The sequence below is a fragment of the Alphaproteobacteria bacterium genome (assembly GCA_020638555.1).
In the GTDB taxonomy this organism is placed as follows: Bacteria; Pseudomonadota; Alphaproteobacteria; order Bin95; family Bin95; genus JACKII01.
In genome coordinates this window covers 65752-86857 of the sequence record JACKII010000005.1, presented here as the reverse complement: position 1 = coordinate 86857, position 21106 = coordinate 65752, and the positions used below count along the sequence as shown (strand labels likewise).

Sequence of the window (21106 nt, the reverse complement as noted above, 5' to 3'; positions counted from 1 at the left end):
CCAGTCCTTCAGGACTCAAGAAAACGGCGGGCGAGTTTCAGGTTCATGATGCACGCCTTGGCCGCCTCACCGCCCTTGTCCTTGCCATTGGGGTCGGCCCGAACCAGCGCCTGCGCCTCGTTCTCGACCGTCAGCAGGCCGAAGCCGAGCACGAGGCCGCCGTCCGTCGCCAGGTTCTGGCAGGCGCGGGCGGTCTCGTTGCAGATCAGGTCGTAATGGCTGGTTTCGCCACGGATGACGCAGCCGAGCACGATATAGCCGTCATAGCCGCCGGCCTCGTAGGCGGTGGCGACGGCGAAGGGCAGTTCGAACGCGCCGGCGACTTCCACCAGTTCGTGCTCCCAGCCTTCCTTGTCCAGCGCACGGCGCGCGCCTTCGATCATCGGGTCGGTGATGTGCTTGTAGTACGGGGCAACCGCAATCAGGATGCGGGCGGAATCGCTCATGGTCTCAGGCGTCCTCGCGCGGAACGGGGCGGGTTTCGACCACCTTTAGCCCGTAACCTTCCAAGCCCACAATATGCCGTTCGGTGTTGGAGAGCAGCACCATTTCGCGCACCCCCAGATCCAGTAGGATCTGGGCGCCGATGCCATAGTCGCGCAGGAAGGTGCCGCCGCGGTCCTTCTTCTCCATCAGCTCGGCCTTGAGCCGTTCCGAGAGCCCGGTGGAGCGGGTCTCGCGGATGACGACGACGACGCCGCGGCCGGCCTCGCCGATCAGGCGCATGGCCCGGTGCAGGCCGCCGCCGCGGCTGCGGTGATGATCGCCGAGGAAATCCTCCAGCAGGTTCTGCGCGTGCATGCGCACCAGCACCGGTTCCGCCGTGGTGATATCGCCCTTCACCAGGGCGATATGCTCGCCATACTCCACCGTCGTGCCGAAAACGATCATCTGGAACTCGCCGCCATAGCGCGAGTTCAACTCGGTCTCGATCAGGCGCTGCACCGTGCGGTCGTGGCGGCGGCGATAGGCGATCAGGTCGGCAATCGCGCCGATCTTGAGATTGTGATACTGCGCGAACGGGATCAGGTCCGTCAGCCGGGCCATGGAGCCGTCGTCGTTCATGATCTCGCAGATCACGCCGGACGGGTTCAGCCCGGCCAGGCGCGAGATATCGACCGCGGCTTCCGTATGGCCCGCCCGCACCAGCACGCCGCCCTCGCGGGCTTCCAGCGGGAAGACGTGACCGGGCGTGGAGAGGTCGTTCTTGCCCTTGGTCGGGTCGATGGCGACCGAAATCGTGCGGGCGCGGTCGCCGGCGGAAATGCCGGTGGTCACGCCTTCCGAGGCCTCGATCGAGACGGTGAAGGCCGTCGACTGGCGCTGGCGGTTGTCGCGCGGCATCAGCGGCAGGTCCAGTTCCTGCACCCGCTGCTTGGTCAGCGACAGGCAGATCAGGCCGCGGCCGTGCTTGGCCATGAAGTTGATGGCGTCCGGGGTCGCCATCTGCGCCGGGATCACCAGGTCGCCTTCGTTCTCCCGGTCCTCGTCGTCGACCAGGATGAACATGCGGCCATTGCGGGCGTCCTCGATGATTTCCTCGATGGGCGAGAGGAAGGAGAGGTCCGCCTGGGTGCGGGGCTTCTCCGCCGCGTCGGCGGCTTCGGCGGCTTCAGCCAGGGCCTGGGGAGAAACCCGCTTGATATTGTCTGTGTTCTTGCTCACGAGACGCCTCGCGTTTCGGTTAGGCGGGCAACGTAGCGCGCCAGCATGTCGATTTCCACGTTCACGCGATCCCCGGCTTGGGCGGCGCCGAACGTGGTGTGGCTCAATGTGTGGGCGATCAGGTTGACGCCGAACCGGTTGCCGTCCACCGCGTTCACGGTCAGCGAAACGCCATTCAGCGCCACCGAGCCCTTTTCGGCGATAAAGCGCGACAGGCCCGCCGGCACTTCGAACACGAAGCGGACGCTGTCGCCCTCCGGCGTGCGCGACACCACCCGGCCCACCCCGTCCACATGGCCGGAGACGATGTGGCCGCCCAGTTCGTCGCCCACCTTCATCGCCCGTTCCAGGTTAATCGCCGAGCCTTCGCGCCAGTCGCCGAGCGTGGTGCAGGCCAGCGTCTCGGCCGAGGCTTCGACCGCGAACCAGCCGGGCCCCTTGTCGACCACGGTCAGGCAGGCGCCGGAATGGGCGATGGAGGCGCCGAGATCCACGCCGCCGGTCTCGTAGGCGGTTTCGATGATCAGCCGCGTATCGCCGCGTTGCTCGATGGAGCGGACACGGCCGATGTCGGTAACAATGCCGGTAAACATGAAACAGTCAGCTTCTGACGGATAATGGGGAGCGTTCGTAGACCTCTAGCACATCGTTGCCGACTTGTCGCAAGTCTCTCCGGACCAAGCCGCGCCGGGGATGTCCGTGCGCCACCCCGGACTTGGCGTTCCGGCGATGTCCGCTGCAAAGCAGCCTGCGATTCAACAGGTTACGGTCTCGCCATCCTCGGGTATATGCGTTCGGGGCGCGATGCCGTTGGCAATTGCGAAGTCCCGCAATTCGCGCCGCGAGAGCAGCGCATGATTGACCGCCTCCATATGCGTGGCGACGATGTCTGCGTTCGGGGCCGCATTCGCGACTTCCAGAACATCGGCCGCCCCCATGATGATGGAGCCGTAGCCGTTGATTTGTGCGTCGCCGCAATTGAGGATCACGACGTCCGGTGTGTGCTGGGCCAGGCTGTTGGCGACATCACCATTCCAAATCGTGTCGCCGGCGAGATAGAGCGTTTTCTCATCCCGATGGCGGAAGACAATGCCGCAGACCTGGCCGAGGCGCTCGCCAAGGTGGAGCATGGTGTTGTCGCTGCCGTGCTGGCCCGGCGTCTTGACGAGCGCGATGCCGTTGAAGGCGCTCGTTTCGCCGAGCAGGCGCACATCGGCAAAGCCTTCGGTCCGAAACTGCGCGGCGTCTTGCTCATTCTGCGCAAACAGAGGCAGCGTTTTGGGCAATGCCTCTGCGGCCGCGTCGTCCCAGTGGTCTTTGTGCGTGTGCGTCACGATGACGGCATCGACCTGCGCGATCCGGTCGAGGCCGAACGGCAATTCCACCAGCGGATTGCACATGGCGGCGTTGGGAGTGCCGGCGAACGGCGGCAATGCGCCCTTGGCCGAAAGCATCGGGTCGATGAGGAAGCGGACACCGGCGTATTCGAGGATGAGGGTGGCGTTTCGGACTTGCGTGATCTTCATGCGGCGGCCTTGTGGCTCCGGGATCCGTTGGCCCCATCGGATTGGCAGACGGGGATGAGTCTGTTACAGCGCCCGCTTGCGCTCGTAGAACTCCAGCGTGTCATCGCCCAAGCGGTGCGATTCCTGCAAGGCAAAGCGCTGCATTGCAACTATGCGCCCAATGCCAAGATCGCCGACGCCGGCGAGCCCGTCCGCGCCGATCAGGGCCGGCGCCCGGAACCAGGCGATGCGGTCGACCAGGCCCGCGCGCAGCAGCGAGGCCGCGGTCTCCGCTCCGCCTTCCACCAGCACCCGGCCGATGCCGCGGTCCGCCAGGGCGGCCAGCGCCGCCCGCGGGTCCAGGCTGCCGTCGGCGGCGAGAGGGACGGTCACGCTTTCGGCGGTGCCGGGCGCTGGCGGCGCCTCCGGCCCGGCCAGGCGCCAGGTGGGCGCGGCGCCGTCGCTGAACAGGCCGAGCGCGGCGGGCAGCCGGCCCTGACTGTCCAGCACGATCCGCACCGGCGAGCGGTCCTCCAGCCCGGCCAGGCGGCAGGTCAGGCTCGGATTGTCCGCCGCCGCGGTGCCGCGGCCCACCAGGATGGCGTCGTGCGTCGCGCGCAGATAATGGCCGTGGCGGCGAGCCTCCGGCCCGGTGATCCACTGGCTTTCGCCGGTGGCGGTGGCGATGCGCCCGTCCAGCGTCGTCGCCAGCTTCAGGGTGACGAGCGGCAGGCCCTCGCGCACGCGCTTCAAAAAGCCGGCGTTCAGGTGCTCGGCCTCCGCGGTCAGCACGCCCTCGGTGACGGCGATGCCGGCGGCGCGCAGCAGGGCGAGGCCGCGGCCGGAGACGCGCGGGTCCGGGTCGCCGCAGGCCACGACGACGCGTGCCACCCCGGCCGCGATCAGCGCTTCGGCGCAGGGCGGGGTCTTGCCGTGATGGCTGCACGGCTCCAGCGTGACATAGGCGGTGGCGCCGGCGGCGGCGTGGCCGGCCATGGCCAGCGCTTCGGTCTCGGCATGCGGGCGGCCGCCCGGCTGGGTCCAGCCCTGGCCCAGCACGCGCCCGGCGGGCGAGACCAGCACGCAACCGACGGCGGGGTTGGGCCAGGTCCGGCCCAGGCCGCGGGCCGCCAGGCCCAGGGCCACGCGCATCCAGCGCCCGTCGTCCGCCGACGGCAGCCCGGACCCGCGGGCGGCGTCAGTCGCCGCGGCGGCCATGATTGCGGGTCTTGTCCGCCAGGCTGCCGATGAAATCCTCGAAGTCCTTGGCCTCGCGGAAATTGCGGTAGACGCTGGCGAAGCGGACATAGGCGACCTTGTCCAGCCCTTCCAGCGCCTCCATCACATAGCTGCCGACCAGTTCGGACGAGACCTCCGCCTCGCCCGACTGTTCGATGCGCCGGACGATGCCGTTGACCGCGGCCTCCACCTTGCGCTCCTCCACCGGCCGCTTGCGCAGCGCCACCGACATGGAGCGTTCGATCTTGTCGCGGTCGAACAGTTCGCGCCGCCCGTTCGATTTCACCACGGTGATTTCGCGCAGATAGACCCGTTCGAACGTGGTGAACCGCGCGCCGCAGGCGGGGCACTGCCGCCGCCGGCGGATCGCGGTGTTGTCGTCCGTGGGGCGGGAGTCCTTGACCTGCGTATCGCCGTGGTTGCAGTGGGGGCAGCGCATCGGCCGGCCTCGCCGATCAGGCGCCGTAGACCGGGAAGCGCGCGCAGAGCGCCTTGACCCGTTCCGCGGCCGCGGCTTCCGCTTCGCGGTTGCCGTCGGCGTGCTTGGCCAGTTCCGACAGCACGTCGCCGATCAGGTCGCCCACCTGCTCGAACTCGGCCACGCCGAAACCGCGCGTCGTCGCCGCCGGCGAGCCGAGGCGCAGGCCGGAGGTGACCGCCGGCGGCGCCGGGTCGAACGGGATGGCGTTCTTGTTGCAGGTGATGCCGGCGCGCTCCAGCGCCGCTTCGGCCGCCTTGCCGGTCAGGCCCATCGGGCGCAGGTCGACCAGCATCAGATGCGTGTCCGTGCCGCCGGAAACGATGGCGAGGCCGCGGTCGACCAGCCGGGCGGCCAGCGCCTTCGCATTGGCCACCACCGCTTCGGAATAGACGCGGAAGCTGGGCTGCAACGCCTCGCCGAAGGCGACGGCCTTGGCGGCGATCACGTGCATCAGCGGCCCGCCCTGAAGCCCCGGGAACATGGCCGAGTTGATCTTCTTGCCGATGGCCTCGTCGTTGGAGAGGATCATGCCGCCGCGGGGCCCGCGCAGCGTCTTGTGCGTCGTCGTCGTGACCACATGGGCGTGGGGCAGGGGGCTCGGCACCACGCCGGCGGCCACCAGGCCGGCGAAATGGGCCATGTCGACCATGAAATAGGCGTCGACCCGGTCGGCGATGGCGCGGAAGCGCGGGAAGTCGATCTCGCGCGGATAGGCGCTGCCGCCGGCGATGATCAGCCGGGGCTTGTGCTCCAGCGCCAGCCGTTCGACCTCGTCATAGTCGATGCGGCCGTCGTCTTCGCGCACGCCGTACTGCACGGCGTTGAACCATTTGCCGGAGACGTTGGGCTTGGCGCCGTGGGTCAGGTGGCCGCCGGCAGCCAGCGACATGCCCATAATCGTCTCGCCCGGCTTCATCAGCGCCAGATACACGCCTTCGTTGGCGCTGGCGCCGCAGTGCGGCTGGACGTTGGCGAAGGCGCAGCCGAACAATTGCTTGGCACGGTCGATGGCAATGCGCTCGGCCACGTCCACATACTCGCAGCCGCCGTAATAGCGCCGGCCCGGATAGCCCTCGGCATATTTGTTGGTCAGGACGCTGCCCTGGGCCTCCAGCACCGCCTTGGAGACGATGTTCTCGCTGGCGATCAGCTCGATCTGGTCCTGTTGGCGTCCCAGTTCGCCGGTGAGCGCGGCGTTGAGGTCCGGATCGGCCTCGGCCACGGACGCGGTGAAAAACCCGGCAGAGCGCAAAGCGGTTTCGCTCATGGCGCATTCATCCTTGCAGGTTGGGGTATCAAGCGCCCTCTATGACACAAGGTGCGGCCGGGGACAACGGCGGGGCCACAAGATGTCGCGGTTGCCCGCCGCCGCCTTCGCTCAACCCACCGGATCGCCCAGTTTCAGCCGCCCACCCTGGCGGACGCGCAGATAGACGCCGCAATCGGCATGGCCGAAAGCCTTCATCAGGGTCTGCGGCGTCGGATGGTCCTTGCGGCCGGTGCCGTAATTCACCTCGGTCGCCACGCAGCGTTTGATGCGGCTGTCGACCTCGAACACCACGTCGCCGATGCGCAATTCCTGGCCGACCATGTCCAGCTCGCTCCAGGCGGGCATGTCCACATAGAGATTGCCGCGCATGCGCATCGGCTCGATGGTCTGGCCGGCCCGTTCGGAGAGGTCGGCGACGGAGTTCAGGTTGATCAGCGACAGGGTCTTGTCGCCGATATCGGTGAAACCCTGGCCGCCGATGGATTCGAGCAGGGTCGGGGTCGGGATGCCCAGATAGGCGCCGATCCACTCCGCGAGTGCCGCCTTGCCGGCCTCGGTCTCCAGGTCGACGCTGAGGTCCGAGCCGTCCGGCGCCCGCACGGCGATCCGGGCCGGCGCGCTGCTGGTGGCGCGGAGGGCGGCCAGCGCGTTGTCGTCGGCCACCTGGCGGAAATTGAACCGGCGCTGGTGCGGCGAGCGCCCGCCCGCCGGCGGGTCGTCGCCGCGCCAGAAGGCAAAGCGGCGGTCGCCCGGCAGTTGCTCGCCGGCGGCCAACTCCACCACGTCGAGCGGAATGGCCGGCAGGCCCTTGACCGGATAGCGAACGATCTGGCGGAGCGTCATGGTCGAATCCTTCCGTGGTTGACGCGCGGCCGACGCGGCCGACGCGGCCGGCGCGGCCGGCGCGGCCGGCGCGGCTCAGCCGTGCGCGCCGGGGATGTAGCCGATGGCGTCGATTTCCAGCCCGCAGTCGAACGGGGTGCCGCCCGCCTGCATGCGGGTGCGGGTCGGCAGGCATTCGGCGTCGGGGAAATAGCGGCGATAGACCTTGTCGAACCGCGCCTGCTCCGACTGGTCGCGCAACCAGACCACCACTTTCAACAGGTGCTCCAGACCGCTGCCGGCGGACTCCAGCAGCCATTTCAGATGGTTCATGACGATCTCGGCTTCTTCCTCGATCGACTTTCGCTCGTATTTCGGCAGCGGCAGCCCCTGCTCGCGGGCGGCACGCAGCCCTTCGCAGAAATCCTCCTGGAAGGGCGGCAGGCCGCTGACATAGACATAGCCGTTATAGGTCACGCAGAGGTTGAACGGACCGCCCGTCTCCGGCACGCGCGGGTCGCGGATCACGGTCTTTTCCGCCGCCATGGCCCTCAGTCCTTCTTCTTCAGGCCGGCCAGCACGGCGCCGGCGTATTCGGCCGGCTCGTTCGACAGGCGATAGGTGCGTTCGGCGACGCGGATGCCTTCCAGGATGGCGGCTTCCGTGCCCATGCCCTCCCAGGCGCGCACCAGGTCCTTTTGCAGGCGCATGGTGGTCGGCGCGGCGTGCACGATCATGGAGACGACGCGCTCCACCTCCGCATCCAGTTCCGCCTGCGGCACCAGGGATTCGAGCAGCCCCCAGGCCATGGCCTTGTCCGCGTCGATGGTCTCGGCCGTGTAGACCAGATGCTTGGTCTTGCCCCAGCCGATCAACTGCGGCAGCAGGCAGGCTTCGACCACGGACGGCAGGCCGACATTCACCTCCGGCATGCCGAAGGCGGCGTTGTCGCTGGCGATGCGCAGGTCGCAGGCGGCGACCAGCTCCAGCGCCGCGCCGAAGCAGGCGCCGTTGATGCGGGCGATGACGGGCACCGGGCATTCGCGCACCGACTGGCAGAACAAATGCACGCGGGTCAGGAACAGCTTGGCGCCGTCGGCATCCTGGCCGGCGATGACATTCAGGTCGGCGCCGGCCATGAAGGCGCGCTCGCCCGCGCCGGTGACGACCATGGCCCGCAGGTCCGGCGACTTGCTTTCCTCGTTCACCGCGTCGGTGAAGGCGATGAGGGTTTCGTGGTCGAGGCAGTTGGCGCGCCGGGCCTTGTTGACCGTGACCCAGGCGACATGGCCGCGGGCGCCATAGGATTTGCGCTCGACGAGAACGAGAGGGGAGGACATGGAATCGTGACCCTTAGAACAACGTGTAGGCGCCGTCGATGACGAGGACGTCGCCGGTGTGATAGCGGCTGGCGTCGCTGACCAGATAGACCGCGATGCCGGCAAAGTCTTCTTTCGTGCCCCAGCGGCCGGCCGGGATGCGCGGCAGCACCGCGTCGCGGAACTTGTCCCAGTTGAAGGCGGGCGCGGTCATCTCGGTCTCGATCCAGCCGGGCAGCACCGCGTTGGCGCGGATGCCGTGGCGGCCGTATTCCACCGCCAGCGCCTTGATGATGGCGTTCATGGCGCCCTTGGAGGCGGCATAGTGCTCGCCGCGGGCCTGGCCCATGATCGAGGCGGTGGAGGACGTGCCGACCAGCGAGCCACCCTCGCCGCGCTCCTTCATGTGGCGGCCGGCGGCGCGCAGCGTGAAGAACACGCCGTCCAGGTTGATGTCCAGCACCCGGCGCCATTCGGCATAGTCCATGCCGCCGAAGCCGTCCTTCAGCTTGCGCCGGTCGCCGGAAACGCCGGCATTGGCAAAGCAGGCGTCGAGCTTGCCGCCCAGGAAATCCAGCGTCTCGCCGAATCGGTCCTCGACCTCCTGCTCGCTGCCGACATTGCATTTCATCGCCGCGACCCTGGTGCCGAACGGTTGCAGGGCGGCCAGCGCCCTTGCGTTCTTTTCCTCGTTCGTGCCCCAGATGACGACATCGGCCCCGGCGGCCGCCAGCCCCTCGGCCATGCCGAGGCCGATGCCGCCATTGCCGCCGGTAATGAGTGCGGTTTTTCCGGAAAGATCGAAGGGTTGAAAGGCCATGGAGCGAATCCTCGATTCGGCGGGAAGGGGATGCGGTTAGCGTTTTCTCAGGTGTAGGACCATTGCCTTGGCAAGCGCAAGGCACCTTGCGGGGCCCGAACAACCCCTGCGCGACGGTACGTCGCTGCGCGGTTGCGAATTGTTCGCTCGATACCTGCCGCGGGACAGGGGGCAAATATTGAAAATTATGGCACTTTTAAGGGATAACCCGTGGTGTCGTGCGACGGAATGTGATAGAGGCATAACCACCATGGCCTGCGTTCGGTGCGCGCTGGTGTGGCGGGTGATTGGGTTTCGGAAAGAAGGCTGGAACGTCGATGCGTCGGTTGGTCGATATTGTTTGTTTCCTGGGGTTGGTCGCAGGCGTTGCAATGGCGATGCCGGCCTCCGGGCAGAACTTGCTGGGAGGCGGTGACCTGCTGTCCGGCGGACAGAGCGGCGGTGGCGACCTGCTGACGGACAACAAGGAGTCCGCGTCCCAGGGCGGCGGCGATCTCCTGACCGAGGGGCAAGGCGGCGGCACGAATGACGGCGCGCTCGGCGGTGGCCTTCTGGGTGGCGACCAGTCCGGTGCACCGGCAGCGGACAGCGGCCCGGCGCTGGGCGGCGGCCTGCTGGGCGACGAGAAGCCGGCGGAAAAGGGCCTGTTCACCTTCGGCGGCACCGAGGAAAAGCCGAAGGAAGCCGAAACCCAGGTGCAGGCGAACAAGGCGCACGAGGAGTTGTTCTCCGAGGGGCGCTACCCGTCCGCCAATGCCTGCGCGGCCTGTCATCCCGGGCAGTACCGGCAATGGTCGGTGTCGCAGCATGCCTATGCGCAGATCAGCCCGATCTTCCTGTCCATGCAAATGGCGATCAATGCGCTGACCTCGGGCACGAACGGCGATTTCTGCATTCGCTGCCACAACCAGGTCGGCATGAATATCGGCGAGTCGGTCTATTCCTCGAACCTGGACCGTCACCCGACCTCGCGCGAGGGCATCACCTGCGTGGTCTGCCACCGGTTGAACCGGAATTATGGCAAGGTCAGCGGCCGGTTCGGCCTGGTCGAGGGCGACATTTACGACAAGGTCTATGGCCCGACCGGCAACAAAGAGCTGGAGCGGGTGTTGAAAGACCCGAAATACGTGGTCACGGCCGACCGCGACAAGCCGGGCCGTGCGATCCACGGCGAGGTCGAGAAATTCTTCTCGCTGGTGACGCCGGGCTTCTGCGGCGGGTGCCATGACGTGACCCTGCTGAACGGCTTCCGGCTGGAGGAAGCGTTCGCGGAGTTCAAGCGCACCGATGCCGCGCGGGACGGCGTCACCTGCCAGGACTGCCATATGGGCAAGGTCCAGGGCGTGGCCTCTGGCTATGATACCGGCCCGGCGGCGATGGTCGGCGGCGTGCCGACCCACGACCGGCGCCTGACCAACCACTATTTCGCCGGTCCCGACTATCCGATCGTCCATCCCGGCATCTTCCCGCACAATGTCCAGGCGGCGGCGTTGAAGACGCTGCGCGAATGGCTGCAATTCCGCTATGAGGAGGGCTGGGGCACGGATGCGTTCGAGGACAACATTCCGTCAGACTACCAGTTCCCGGACTCGTGGATTTCGATCGACGACCGCTACGATGCGCGCAAGATCATCCGGGAGCAGTTCGACCGGCTGAAATGGGCGCGCGAGCAACGCCAGCAGGTGCTGGAGAACGCATTGCAGTTCGGCGGCTTCACCGCGGCGCGGCAATCGGACGGCGGCCTGGCCTTTACTGTTCAGGTCAACAACGCCACCAACGGTCACGGCGTGCCCACCGGCTTCGACGCCGAGCGGTTGATGTATCTCGAAGTCACGGTGACCGATGCGGACGGCAAGGTGGTGTTCGTCTCCGGCGACCGCGACCCGAACGGCGATATCCGCGACAGCCACTCGCTCTATGTCCATAACAACGAGTTGGAAGAGGACGAATACCTCTTCAACCTGCAGAGCAAATTCCTGGTGCGGTTGAACCGCGGCGGCGAGCGCGAGCAGGTCTTGCCCATCAACCAGTCGCTGGGGCCGTTGCCCTTCGTCCGGCCGGAATCGCGGGCGACCGCGATCTACGGCCGGCCGCGCAGCGCCCGGAAGTTCAAGCAGACCATCGATCCGCTCGGCCATCGCATTGCCGAGTACGAGGTCGCGGCCGACAAGCTGGGCGCCAACTTCCCGCTCAAGGTCGAGGTGCGGTTCATCGCGCAGATGGTGCCGGTCAATCTGATCGCGGCCATCCAGGGCGTGGGTTTCGACTATGGCATGAGTGCGCGCGAGATCGCCGACAATGTCGTCGCCGGCGCGCACACCGTCTTTGCCCACAGCTTCGAAGTCGACAAGGACGGTGGGTTCAAGGAAATCGAAAACACCAACATGGCAAGTACGCATTAACGGGTGGGTGGCCGCTGCGGGCCGGCGCGCTCAGCCCGCTTTTGCGTCGTCTTTCGATGGGTTTTAGGAGATCGGCATGGTGTCGGTAGAGAGAGTTGCCCGGTTCCTGGGGGCGGCACGGGTCAACACAGCGGCCATGGGCGCGTCGGTTCTGGCGATTGCCGCCACGCTGGGCCTGTGGGGCGGCGGCGAGGCGCTGGCCGCCAGCGCGCTTTCGGACAAGCCGCAGCCGCTGATGAAGGAAGAGGACCTGCCGAAGCGCTCCTCGCCCCTCATCGAGATTGGGCCGCACTTTCTCGGCAGGGGCAATCTGCCGAAGGGCTGGGTGCTGCCGACCGGCGCGGTCTGGCAGCCGGCCTTCTGGGTGTTCGGCAGTTCGCGCACCGCCTATGATTTCGTCGAGAGCCGCAATGGCGGCGAGGATCTCTCGGAGGTCACGTCCCGGCTCGACCTGTTCGGCAATCTCCAGCTTTCGGGCACCGAGCGCGTTCTGGTCGGCATTTCGCCGCTGCGCACGGGCGGTGATTTCACGAACTATCAGATCGAGCCCGGCGATGGCGACGGCTTCAACCGCCATTTCAACCTGGAGTTGACAACGGCGTTCTTCGAAGGCGAGCTGGGGGAAATCTTCCCCGGCCTGGATCCGGAGGACAAGGGCGCCTACGACATCAGCTTCGCCATCGGCCGCCAGCCGATCTTCTTCCAGGAAGGCGCGCTGGTGAACGACACGATCGACGCCCTGGCCGTCAACCGCGACACCATCGTCATCCCGAATCTGGTGGTCGACTGGCGCATGACCGGCCTGGTCGGCGTCAACGACATCCACCGTGCGGACCGGCGCCGGCACAGCGGCGACATCATGCTGGGTTGGTTCAACGAGTTGAACTTCCGCGAGCGGACGGTGAATTTCGACACCATCGTCATCGCCACCCAGGATTCGCCGGGCGCCTATCTCGGCGTCAGCACGGTGGAAAGCCTGGGGGTCTGGAACCTGGCCCTGCGCCTGAACGGCTCGCTGGCGCTGAAGGACGAAACGCCGGCGGTACGCGACGGCGTGCTGGGCCTGGTCGAGATTTCGCGCACCCTGCCGCACAGCGACCATATCGTCTATCTGAATGGGTTTGCGGTCGGCGGCAATTTCTCGCCCGCAGCACTCGATCCGTCCGCGGGCAGCGCGCTCGGCCGTGCCGGCATTCTGTTCGCCTCGGCCGAACTCGGGCGCTATGGCGCGGCGCTGTCCGGCGAGACCTCCGACACGCTCGGCGGCTCGCTCGGCATTCAGATGTTCTTCAACAACGGCCGGACCCAGCTCATCTTCGAGGGCGGCGGCCGGTACGAGGCCAACGAGGATGTCGGCAGCGCCGTTGCGGTGGGCGCCCAACTCCGCCAAGCCTTTGGCCGCCGGGTGGAATTCCGCAGCGATGCCTTCTATACTGTGCAAGAAGGTCGCGGTGGGGACGGTGTCGGTGTCCGCGCCGAAATCGCGGTGAACTTCTAACGGCAAGGCCATGGCGGCATGACGGGTTATCTGGACTATTTCGGCTACGGCCTGGCGGCATGCGTCGCCGCATACGCGGTGCTCAGCCTGCTGTTCATGGCGCGCCGCAACCAGTTCGAAGCTGCGTTCGCCCGCGGCCAGGCCGAGGCGTTCCAAAGGCGCGTCGCGCTGGAACTCGACCAGGCGCAGCAGGTGCGCGAGCGGGAATTGCGCACCTGGGACGGCTATCGCAAGTTCGAGGTGGCCGAGGTGGTCGACGAGGCGCTGGATGTGCGCTCGGTCTATATGCGGCCGCGGGACGGCAAGCCGTTGCCGCCGTTCAAGGCCGGCCAGCACCTGGCGTTCCGTTTCAACGTGCCCGGCCAGGACAAGCCGGTGATCCGGTGCTACTCGCTGTCGGACGCGCCGACCGACCGCACGCGCTATCGCATTTCGGTGAAGCGGCAGGGGCCGCCGCCGAACAATCCGGACGTGCCGCCGGGCGTCGGGTCCAACTATGTGCACAGCCTCGAAGTCGGCGACCTGCTGGACGTCCGGGCCCCCGGCGGATCGTTTTTCCTGCCGCCGGAAAGCGACCATCCGATCGTGCTTCTGGCCGGCGGCGTCGGCCTGACGCCCATGCTCTCCATGTTGAATTACGTCACCGACAACAACCAGCAGCGCGAGACCTGGCTGTTCTTCGGCATCCGCAACAAGGCGGAGCACATGTTCGCCGATCATATGCGGGCGGTGGCGGCGCAGCACGAGAACGTCACCATCGTCAACGTCTATGGCCGGCCGACCGACGACTGCGTCGAGGGCCATGACTACCAGGCCAAGGGCTATGTCTCGGCGGACCTGCTGCAAGAGATGCTGCCGTCGCTGAATTACGACTTCTACATGTGCGGGCCGCCGCCGATGATGTCGTCGCTGTTCGAAGGGCTGCGCGAGCGCGGCGTGCCGGAGGCGCGCATCCATTTCGAGGCGTTCGGCCCCGCCAGCGTGAAGAAAACCGCGCCGCCGCCGGCCGCCGCAACCGCCACCCCGGCCGAAGGGGTGGAGGTGATCTTCGCCCGGTCGTCCAAGACGGTCACCTGGAAGGGCGAGAACCAGTCCCTGCTGGAACTGGCAGAGGAAAGCGGCGTCGCCATGAGCTTCGGCTGCCGGGCCGGCAGTTGTGGCGAGTGCGCGACCGCGATCAAGGACGGCAAGGTCCGCTACCTGACCGAGCCCGGCTTCACCCCGGAAACCGGCAGTTGCCTCGCCTGCTGTTCGGTGCCGGACGGCCGGCTGACCATTGATGCTTAATCCCGACATCGCAATTCAAAGGGAGCGCTACATTATGATGAAGATATTCGGTTTGGTGTTTGGGCTGCTGCTGTTGGCGTCCGCGCCTTCGGCCATGGCGCAGACCAACTGGGACCGGTCGAAAATGGTCGGCCCGGACAAGTGCGGCGAATGCCACAAGACCTCGGTCGAGGTGTGGCGCGGCACGCACCATTTCAGCACCTTCACCAACATGCCGCGCTCGAAAGAGGCGCGCGACATCGCCAACGCCATGGGCATCAAGCGGATCAAGGCCGACTCGCTCTGCCTCGATTGCCACTTCACCACGGTGAAGAACCAGCCGGTGGCGGGCATTTCGTGCGAGAGCTGCCATTCGCCCGGGCGGGACTGGATCAAGGTCCACAGCGGCTATAGCGGCAAGAAGAAAGAGACCGAGTCCAAGCAGGAAGCGGCCGACCGGTGGGCCAAGTCGGTGCGGGCCGGCATGATCCGCCCCGGCAACACCTACGCCATCGCCAAGAACTGCTACAACTGCCACGTGGTTCCGCAGGAAAAGCTGGTGAACCAGGGCGGCCATCCGGCCGGCAGCCCGTTCGAACTGGTGAGTTGGTCCCAGGGTGAGGTCCGCCACAATGTCTGGTGGAACAACGGCAACGGCAATCCGGTGGCGAATGCCAACCGCAAGCGCATGCTGTTCATCATCGGCCAGGCCGTGGAACTCGAAACCGCCCTGCGGGCGGTCGGCAAGGCCACGGCCAAGGACAAGTACGCCGTCGCCATGGCCCAGCGGGCGCAGAACGCGGCCAAGCGGTTTGCGGCGATCGCGGGCAAGGTCAGCACGCCGGAAACCAAGGCCATCGTCGCCGCGCTGGGCGGTGTGAAACTGTCCCTGAACAACGGGGCGCAGTTGAACGCGGCCGCCAACAAGGTGGCGACCCAGGCCAAGGCGCTTTCCGCCAAGTATGACGGTTCCAAATTCGCGGCGCTCGACCCCTTCATTCCGGGGCCGAATGCGTACAAGGGCAAGCCGGCGCGCTAAGCGCCGGCGGACCGGGAGGCCGGTGGTAATGCGCTACGGCTCTCCCGGCCATCCCACAAAAGAACGGCACGCAGACCGGCGGGCGAGGCGCTGATGGCATACAGCACGATCCAACGGCCAACCCGGTGGGACCGCGCGTTCGGGGACGAGGCGATGAGCGAGGCGGACATTGCGCTGATCCTCGCCCAGCCGTTTTTCGCGCAGATCGACACCCAGGCCTTCCCGGCGCAGATGCCGCTGGCGGATATTCTCAGTCACGACAGCCGGATCGTGCGCTATGAGCCCGGCGAGGTGATCATCCGTCGCGGCGACTACGGCAACTCCCTGTTTGCGGTGGTGGAGGGCACGGTCCGGGTGCTGCTGCAATCGCCGCGCGGCCTGCAACGGCGGGCGCCGGGGCAATGGCGGCGATGGAGCCGTGCCTTCGCCAGCACGTTCGGCTCGCGCCGGCGGGTCGAGAACCGGGATCTGGCCCGCTACCAGATCCAGACCGGCGGCACGCCCCGCGCCGCCTATACCCGCATTCGCGATCTGGACCGGATCGTGGCCGAAACCCAGACCGTGCCGCTGGGGCAAGGCGAGATTTTCGGCGAGATCGCCGCGCTCACCCGTCAGGCCCGCTCGGCCGACGTGGTGGCGGAAACGCCGGTGACGGCGGTGGAGATCCGCTGGCAGGGCATCCGCGACATTCGCCGCTTCGCCCGCCCGGTTCGCGACCAGTTGAACGACCGCTACCGCGACCGCACCCTTGCCAACACCCTGGCGCGCGAGCCGCTGTTTGCCGGCCTGGATGCCAAGGTGATCGAGGCTATCGCCAGCGAGTCGCTGATCGAAACCTATGGCGAGGAAGACTGGTATCTGCGTCTGCAGAAACTGGATCTGGCGGGCCGGCTGGAGCAGGAACCGGTGATCGTCGCAGAGGGGCACCAGCTCGACGACGTGCTCTTCATCCTTTCCGGCTTCGGCCGGGTGACGGAGACGGTGGAGCGGGGGCAGCGCACCATCGGCTATGTTCGCGCCGGCGAGGCGCACGGCCTGCGCGAATTGCTGGAGGATCTGCAAAGCGGCGGCATCGGCCTGCGCCGCACCAGCCTGCGCGCCATCGGCACCGTCAACGTGCTGCGCATTCCCTCCACCCTGGTCGAACACCACATCCTGCCGACGCTGGCGCCCGGCCAGTTGCGGCCGCAGCAAAAGTCGCGCGCGGGCGAGGACTCGCAGCGGCGCCTCGATTTCATCGTCGACGGCCGCTACATGAACGGCACCGCGACCATGGTGATCGACCTGGCCCGATGCACCGGCTGCGACGACTGCGTGCGCGCCTGTGCCTCCGCCCATGACAACAATCCGCGCTTCGTCCGGCACGGCCACAGCGAAGCCAATCTGATGATCGCCAATGCCTGTATGCATTGCGTCGATCCGGTCTGCCTGATCGGCTGTCCCACCGGCGCCATCCGCCGGATCGAGGAAACCCGCACGGTCGCGATCAACGACGCCGCGTGCATCGGCTGCCAGACCTGCGCCAACAGTTGCCCCTACAGCAATATTCGCATGGTCGAAATCCGCGACACCGCCGGCAAGCCGGTGCTGGACGCGGACACCAACCAGCCGATCATCAAGGCGACCAAGTGCGACCTGTGTTTCGACACGCCCGGCGGGCCGTCGTGCGAGCGGGCCTGTCCGCATGACGCGCTGATCCGCATGGATATGCAGGACCCGTTTTCGCTGTTGAAGTGGATCGAGCGGTGAATTCTGTTCTGACCCGCCGCCGCATGATCGGCCTGTCTGCGGCGGCCGTGCTGATCGCCGTGTTGTTCTACGGTGCCCGGCTGGGGCCGGCGGCGCTGGCCAACAGCCGGGAAATCACCGGCTGGGTGCTGGCCGGCGTGAGCGTCTTCCTGCTGCTGTTCAATGTGCGCAAGCGCATACCGGCCTTTCCGGTCGGGCGCGGCTATTACTGGTTGCAGTTGCATATCTATCTGGGCCTGTTTTCCGGCGCGGCCTTCCTGGCCCATTCCGAATGGCGCCTGCCGACCGGCGTGCTCGACTGGTGCCTGTGGCTGGTGTTCGCCGGCGTCTTTGTCACCGGCGTGTTCGGCATCGTGCTCAGCCGTCTGGTGCCGTCGCGCCTGAACGCCCGCGGCGAGCGGGTGATCTATGAGCGCATTCCCGCCTTCCGCACCCAACTGGCCGGGGAGGTCGAGGCGCTGGTGCTGCGCGCGGTGCAGGAAGCGGCCTCCAGCACGATTGCGGAACTCTATGTCAACCGCCTGCTGCCCTTCCTCAGCCACAGCCGCAATTTCTGGGCGCATATGCTGTCCGCCAGCGATCACCGCCAGGCGTTGCAGAACGAGATCCATGCCGTTCGCCGCTACCTGCCGGCGGAGGGCAATGCCATTCTCGACGAGATCGAGGCGCGCGTGCTGGCCAAGGACGACCTCGACTACCAATACACCTGGCAATCGCTTGTGAAGGGCTGGCTCTTGCTGCACCTGCCGCTCAGTTGCGCGATGATCCCGCTGGTCGTGGTCCACGTGGTCATCAACTACGCCTTCGGCCTGGGGGGCATGTGATGCGCCTGCAGCTATTCGGCCATCGCGAAAGCCGTTACGAGCGCCCGACGCTGGACTGGTGTTGCGGCGGCGTCGAACAGTGTGCGCTCGGTCCCGATGCCGACGGCGGCTGTCGCGCGGGGCCGATGTGCCAGCCGGTCAAGGTCGGCGATCTCTACAAATGCGCCCGGTCTCCGGTGGCCGGCGGCCCGTGCGCGGCCGGGCCGGGACCGAGCGGCCAGTGCGGCTGTATGGTGCCGACCTGCGTGCCGCGCCCGACCCTGCGCGCCCGCCGCAGCCGCATCGCCCGCTGGGCGACGCTGCTGGCGGTGGCCGTGGTCCTGATCGCCGTTTCCCTGGGCGCGCGCGAGCGCTGGCTCGCCGGGCCGCTCACCGCCGGCCACGCCGAAATCGGCGAATGCACCGCCTGCCACCAGGGCGCCGGCGACAGCCCGTCGGTCTGGCTGCACCAGGCCTTTCTGCCCGATGACCCGGTTGCCGCCAGCAAGAGTTGCCTCGGCTGCCACGATCGCGGCGGCGAGGCGCTGGCCTTCTCGCCGCACAATCAGCCGCCCGACGTGCTGCGCGCCTGGGGCGAACAGGGCGGGGCGGCGAAACCGGATGCGGGCGGCACGCCGCTCGCCTTCACCCTGGCATCCGCGGTGTTCGGGCCGGCCGCCAAGGACGAGCCCCTGGCCTGCGCCACCTGTCATCAGGAACACCGCGGCGGGGCCGAATTCACCGCCATGTCGGATTCGGCCTGCCAGTCGTGCCACCAGCGAAAATTCGACAGCTTCCCGGAAGGCCATCCCGCTTTCGGCGGCTTCCCCTACCGGGAGCGCCAGCACATCGTCTTCAACCACGCCAGCCATATCGACCTGCACTTCCCGAAATCCGACCCGGCGCTGCGGCCCGAGAATTGCACCAGCTGCCATGTGGCGGACGGCAACGGCGCCGGTATGCTGCTGACCGGGTATGGGTCCACCTGCGCATCCTGCCACGACGCGGATATCCGCAAGGGCCCGGCGGCGGGCCCGCCCGGCAAGCCCTTCCTGGCCGTGCCGGGCCTCGACCTGGCCACGCTGGTGGAAAAAGGGGTGCCCGTCGGCTTCTGGCCCGACAGTTTCTACGATCGCGGCGTCCCGCCGGTGATGCGGGCGCTGCTGTCGGTCGGCTATATGGACGAGGCCCAGCTCGACAAGCTGCAAGGCGTCGACCTGCTCGACCTGACCCAGGCCGGCCCGGAGGTGCTGGAGGCGGTGAAGGCGTTCGCCTGGGCGACCAAGGCCATGCTGGCGGACATGCTCCAGAACGGCGTCCTGGGCAATGCCAAGGGCATGCAGGATGTGTTCGGCGTCCATCTCGGGCCGACGGCCATGAGCCGCCTGGGCGGATCGGTGCCGCGGGACGTGCTGGCGATGGCTGCGGATGCCTGGTTCGGCTGTTCGCTCTATAGCGAGCTGGCGGCGTATCGCGACGGCCATCCGCCGGCAACCGTGCCGCTGGACGAGCATGTGGACGGCAAGCCGCCCGCCTGTGCGGCCGGCGGGGACAAGACCGCCGCGGCGGAAGCCTCCGGCCACCAGCCGGACGCGTCCGAACCGGCGGCCGCGGGCAGCGACATCGCTCCCTCGGCACTGGATGCCCTGACGGGCGGGGATCAGGCCGCGTCACCGTTCGGCGGTGGCATTCTCGGCGGCGGCGACCAGCCGGCGCCCGCGGACGGCGGTGGCATTCTCGGCGGTGGCGACGGGGGAGGCGGCATTCTCGGTGGCGCCCCCCTGGGCGGCGCGGCCGAGGGAAATGCGGACTCGATCCTGGGCGGGATCGCCCAAGAGGCCCAGGGCGGCAGTGGCGCAGACGCCGCCGCTTCGGATCAGGCCCCGGATCAGGCCTCGTCCCAGCCGGCCATGATCCAGCCGGAGCCCGTGGACCCGGCGGAATGGGCCCGGTACGGCGGTTGGTATCGGACCGCGGAGGCCGTGTACTATCGGCCGGTCGAGCACGCGGACGGCTTCCTGCGGGCATGGCTCGACTTTGCCGGCGCCGCCCATGGCAGCCCGGCGGGCAAGCCACTCGCCAACGCGATTTTCGAGACCATGGGGCAACCCACCTCCGTCGGACGCTGTGTCAAATGCCACGCCGCGGACCAGCAGGCGGATGGCAGCGTCCGGCTGGACTGGCAGGCGCGGATGATGAAAATGGCGGAAAAAACCGTCACCACCTTCCGGCATGCGCCGCATCTCACCATTGGCGGCCAGGAAGCCTGCAACACCTGCCACAAGGTGACGCCCGGCGACGCCGTGCTGGCCAGTTTCAAGAGCTTCGACGCCGGCACGTTCACGCCCGGCTTCCAGGCGATGACGAAAGAGACCTGCGCCACCTGCCATTCCGGCCCCGAGGCCGGTGGCGAATGCCAGCACTGCCACAACTACCATGTGGGCATGTTCTCTCGCACCCATCCGATGGGTCGGTTGACCACGGCGGGGACGGTGGGGAACGCCGGCCCGAGACCAAGGCGGACGCCAAGGCCGGACGAAGGCGGAATAGAGGCGGGAGAGGACCGGGCGCGCTACAGGGCGCGCCGCCAGAGCGTCATGGCTTTCGGCGATGCGCGGGATTCGTCCAGATCGCGCCAGGTGAAGGACGCGGCGAAGCCGGGCACGGGCGCATAGCCGCGCTTGTGCCAGAACGCATCGTGCGGCCGGTAGCCCCGCGGGCAGCGGGGGTGGTCGTCCGGGCGGATCACGGACAGGAAGCAGGCGTCCCGATAGCCCAGCGCCCGCGCGCGGGCCTCGCGGTGGTCGAAAAAGGCGTGGCCGATGCCGCGCCCACGCCAGGCCGGCTCCAGCACGGACTCGGCGCAATAATAGAGACGCTCCACCGGCAGACGGGCCGCCCGGAACGCCGCCAGCAGTTCCGCGTGCTCGGCGGCGAGCGGCAGGGCCGTTGCCGCGCCGACAATGCGTCCGCCCTCTGCCGCATCCCGTGCGGCGACGACCACCGCACCGGGCGTTCGCGCGTACAGCTTCAGATAGTCGGCCTCATAGGCCGCGCTGCCGTCATACAGATACGGAAACTCGCGAAACACGCCGACCCGCAACCGCGCCAGATCGGGAATGACCGTGGCGATCGCGTCCGGCTCGCTCAGGCTTTCGACCGTGACCGATCCGATAACGGTGGCAGGCAGCATGGACGGGCTCGCTGGCAATCCGAAGGGGAGGACGC

The 21106-nt window shown here is 67.5% G+C and carries 19 protein-coding genes; 7 read left to right on the top strand and 12 right to left on the bottom strand.

Annotation, left to right across the window (positions count from 1 at the left end; genetic code table 11):
• Positions 1-8: 8 nt before the first annotated feature.
• The 11 genes from ribH to H6844_16650 form a co-directional block, all read right to left on the bottom strand.
• A complete protein-coding gene (ribH, locus tag H6844_16700; GenBank protein ID MCB9931044.1) occupies positions 9-446 on the bottom strand; it encodes a 6,7-dimethyl-8-ribityllumazine synthase in 438 nt (145 codons plus the stop codon).
• A gap of 4 nt (positions 447-450) precedes the next feature.
• The gene (ribB, locus tag H6844_16695; protein MCB9931043.1) at positions 451-1509 is read right to left on the bottom strand and encodes a 3,4-dihydroxy-2-butanone-4-phosphate synthase; all 1059 of its coding nucleotides are present in this window, start codon (positions 1507-1509) and stop codon (positions 451-453) included.
• A 152-nt stretch (positions 1510-1661) separates the two neighbouring features.
• The gene (locus tag H6844_16690; GenBank protein ID MCB9931042.1) at positions 1662-2258 is read right to left on the bottom strand and encodes a riboflavin synthase; all 597 of its coding nucleotides are present in this window, start codon (positions 2256-2258) and stop codon (positions 1662-1664) included.
• 162 nt (positions 2259-2420) lie between these two features.
• Positions 2421-3191: an MBL fold metallo-hydrolase gene (locus H6844_16685; protein ID MCB9931041.1), complete on the bottom strand. Its 771-nt coding sequence runs from the start codon at positions 3189-3191 to the stop codon at positions 2421-2423.
• 63 nt (positions 3192-3254) lie between these two features.
• On the bottom strand, positions 3255-4322 hold the full coding sequence (ribD, locus tag H6844_16680) for a bifunctional diaminohydroxyphosphoribosylaminopyrimidine deaminase/5-amino-6-(5-phosphoribosylamino)uracil reductase RibD (GenBank protein MCB9931040.1): 1068 nt from the start codon (positions 4320-4322) through the stop codon (positions 3255-3257).
• A 46-nt stretch (positions 4323-4368) separates the two neighbouring features.
• Complete coding sequence (gene nrdR, locus H6844_16675) at positions 4369-4848, bottom strand: transcriptional repressor NrdR (protein ID MCB9931039.1); 480 nt, start codon at positions 4846-4848, stop codon at positions 4369-4371.
• Between the two features lie 16 nt (positions 4849-4864).
• Complete coding sequence (locus H6844_16670) at positions 4865-6157, bottom strand: serine hydroxymethyltransferase (protein MCB9931038.1); 1293 nt, start codon at positions 6155-6157, stop codon at positions 4865-4867.
• Between the two features lie 111 nt (positions 6158-6268).
• Positions 6269-7003 (bottom strand): MOSC domain-containing protein, encoded by a 735-nt coding sequence (locus H6844_16665; GenBank protein MCB9931037.1) that lies wholly within the window; start codon positions 7001-7003, stop codon positions 6269-6271.
• A 75-nt stretch (positions 7004-7078) separates the two neighbouring features.
• On the bottom strand, positions 7079-7528 hold the full coding sequence (locus H6844_16660; protein MCB9931036.1) for a RidA family protein: 450 nt from the start codon (positions 7526-7528) through the stop codon (positions 7079-7081).
• Positions 7529-7533: 5 nt separating this feature from the next.
• Positions 7534-8322, bottom strand: a complete 789-nt coding sequence (locus tag H6844_16655) for an enoyl-CoA hydratase/isomerase family protein (GenBank protein ID MCB9931035.1) — start codon at positions 8320-8322, stop codon at positions 7534-7536.
• 13 nt (positions 8323-8335) lie between these two features.
• Entirely contained in the window at positions 8336-9121 is a 786-nt protein-coding gene (locus H6844_16650; protein ID MCB9931034.1) for an SDR family oxidoreductase, read from the bottom strand.
• Between the two features lie 371 nt (positions 9122-9492).
• Here H6844_16650 and H6844_16645 point away from each other — a divergent pair, with 371 nt between their 5' ends.
• The 7 genes from H6844_16645 (at position 9493) to H6844_16615 (ending at position 20553) form a co-directional block, all read left to right on the top strand.
• A complete protein-coding gene (locus tag H6844_16645; protein ID MCB9931033.1) occupies positions 9493-11523 on the top strand; it encodes a hypothetical protein in 2031 nt (676 codons plus the stop codon).
• A 76-nt stretch (positions 11524-11599) separates the two neighbouring features.
• Positions 11600-13021 (top strand): hypothetical protein, encoded by a 1422-nt coding sequence (locus tag H6844_16640; protein MCB9931032.1) that lies wholly within the window; start codon positions 11600-11602, stop codon positions 13019-13021.
• 18 nt (positions 13022-13039) lie between these two features.
• Entirely contained in the window at positions 13040-14308 is a 1269-nt protein-coding gene (locus tag H6844_16635; GenBank protein ID MCB9931031.1) for a 2Fe-2S iron-sulfur cluster binding domain-containing protein, read from the top strand.
• Between the two features lie 94 nt (positions 14309-14402).
• A complete protein-coding gene (locus tag H6844_16630; GenBank protein MCB9931030.1) occupies positions 14403-15326 on the top strand; it encodes a cytochrome c family protein in 924 nt (307 codons plus the stop codon).
• A 153-nt stretch (positions 15327-15479) separates the two neighbouring features.
• Positions 15480-17075 carry a cyclic nucleotide-binding domain-containing protein gene (locus H6844_16625; GenBank protein ID MCB9931029.1) on the top strand — a complete coding sequence of 532 codons (1596 nt, stop codon included), beginning with the start codon at positions 15480-15482 and terminating at the stop codon, positions 17073-17075.
• Positions 17072-17899: a hypothetical protein gene (locus H6844_16620; protein ID MCB9931028.1), complete on the top strand. Its 828-nt coding sequence runs from the start codon at positions 17072-17074 to the stop codon at positions 17897-17899. Before H6844_16625 ends, H6844_16620 begins: the two co-directional genes overlap by 4 nt.
• On the top strand, positions 17899-20553 hold the full coding sequence (locus tag H6844_16615; GenBank protein MCB9931027.1) for a hypothetical protein: 2655 nt from the start codon (positions 17899-17901) through the stop codon (positions 20551-20553). The genes H6844_16620 and H6844_16615 overlap by 1 nt, the downstream gene beginning before the upstream one ends.
• On the opposite strand, the gene H6844_16610 is transcribed toward H6844_16615, so the two are convergent.
• Complete coding sequence (locus H6844_16610) at positions 20451-21071, bottom strand: GNAT family N-acetyltransferase (protein ID MCB9931026.1); 621 nt, start codon at positions 21069-21071, stop codon at positions 20451-20453. The genes H6844_16615 and H6844_16610 overlap by 103 nt on opposite strands.
• Positions 21072-21106: the final 35 nt, after the last annotated feature.

Excerpts from the sequence above, each read along its gene's own strand:
- H6844_16660 (MCB9931036.1), bottom strand. The coding sequence starts at position 7,528 with ATGGCGGCGGAAAAGACCGTGATCCGCGACCCGCGCGTGCCGGAGACG.
- ribB (MCB9931043.1), bottom strand. The coding sequence starts at position 1,509 with ATGTTCATCCTGGTCGACGACGAGGACCGGGAGAACGAAGGCGACCTG.
- H6844_16630 (MCB9931030.1), top strand. The coding sequence starts at position 14,403 with ATGGCGCAGACCAACTGGGACCGGTCGAAAATGGTCGGCCCGGACAAG.
- H6844_16650 (MCB9931034.1), bottom strand. The coding sequence starts at position 9,121 with ATGGCCTTTCAACCCTTCGATCTTTCCGGAAAAACCGCACTCATTACC.
- H6844_16610 (MCB9931026.1), bottom strand. The coding sequence starts at position 21,071 with ATGCTGCCTGCCACCGTTATCGGATCGGTCACGGTCGAAAGCCTGAGC.
- H6844_16625 (MCB9931029.1), top strand. The coding sequence starts at position 15,480 with ATGAGCGAGGCGGACATTGCGCTGATCCTCGCCCAGCCGTTTTTCGCG.
- H6844_16645 (MCB9931033.1), top strand. The coding sequence starts at position 9,493 with ATGGCGATGCCGGCCTCCGGGCAGAACTTGCTGGGAGGCGGTGACCTG.
- nrdR (MCB9931039.1), bottom strand. The coding sequence starts at position 4,848 with ATGCGCTGCCCCCACTGCAACCACGGCGATACGCAGGTCAAGGACTCC.
- H6844_16685 (MCB9931041.1), bottom strand. The coding sequence starts at position 3,191 with ATGAAGATCACGCAAGTCCGAAACGCCACCCTCATCCTCGAATACGCC.
- H6844_16615 (MCB9931027.1), top strand. The coding sequence starts at position 17,899 with ATGCGCCTGCAGCTATTCGGCCATCGCGAAAGCCGTTACGAGCGCCCG.
- ribD (MCB9931040.1), bottom strand. The coding sequence starts at position 4,322 with ATGCGCGTGGCCCTGGGCCTGGCGGCCCGCGGCCTGGGCCGGACCTGG.
- H6844_16690 (MCB9931042.1), bottom strand. The coding sequence starts at position 2,258 with ATGTTTACCGGCATTGTTACCGACATCGGCCGTGTCCGCTCCATCGAG.
- H6844_16665 (MCB9931037.1), bottom strand. The coding sequence starts at position 7,003 with ATGACGCTCCGCCAGATCGTTCGCTATCCGGTCAAGGGCCTGCCGGCC.
- H6844_16635 (MCB9931031.1), top strand. The coding sequence starts at position 13,040 with ATGACGGGTTATCTGGACTATTTCGGCTACGGCCTGGCGGCATGCGTC.
- H6844_16640 (MCB9931032.1), top strand. The coding sequence starts at position 11,600 with ATGGTGTCGGTAGAGAGAGTTGCCCGGTTCCTGGGGGCGGCACGGGTC.
- H6844_16670 (MCB9931038.1), bottom strand. The coding sequence starts at position 6,157 with ATGAGCGAAACCGCTTTGCGCTCTGCCGGGTTTTTCACCGCGTCCGTG.
- ribH (MCB9931044.1), bottom strand. The coding sequence starts at position 446 with ATGAGCGATTCCGCCCGCATCCTGATTGCGGTTGCCCCGTACTACAAG.
- H6844_16655 (MCB9931035.1), bottom strand. The coding sequence starts at position 8,322 with ATGTCCTCCCCTCTCGTTCTCGTCGAGCGCAAATCCTATGGCGCCCGC.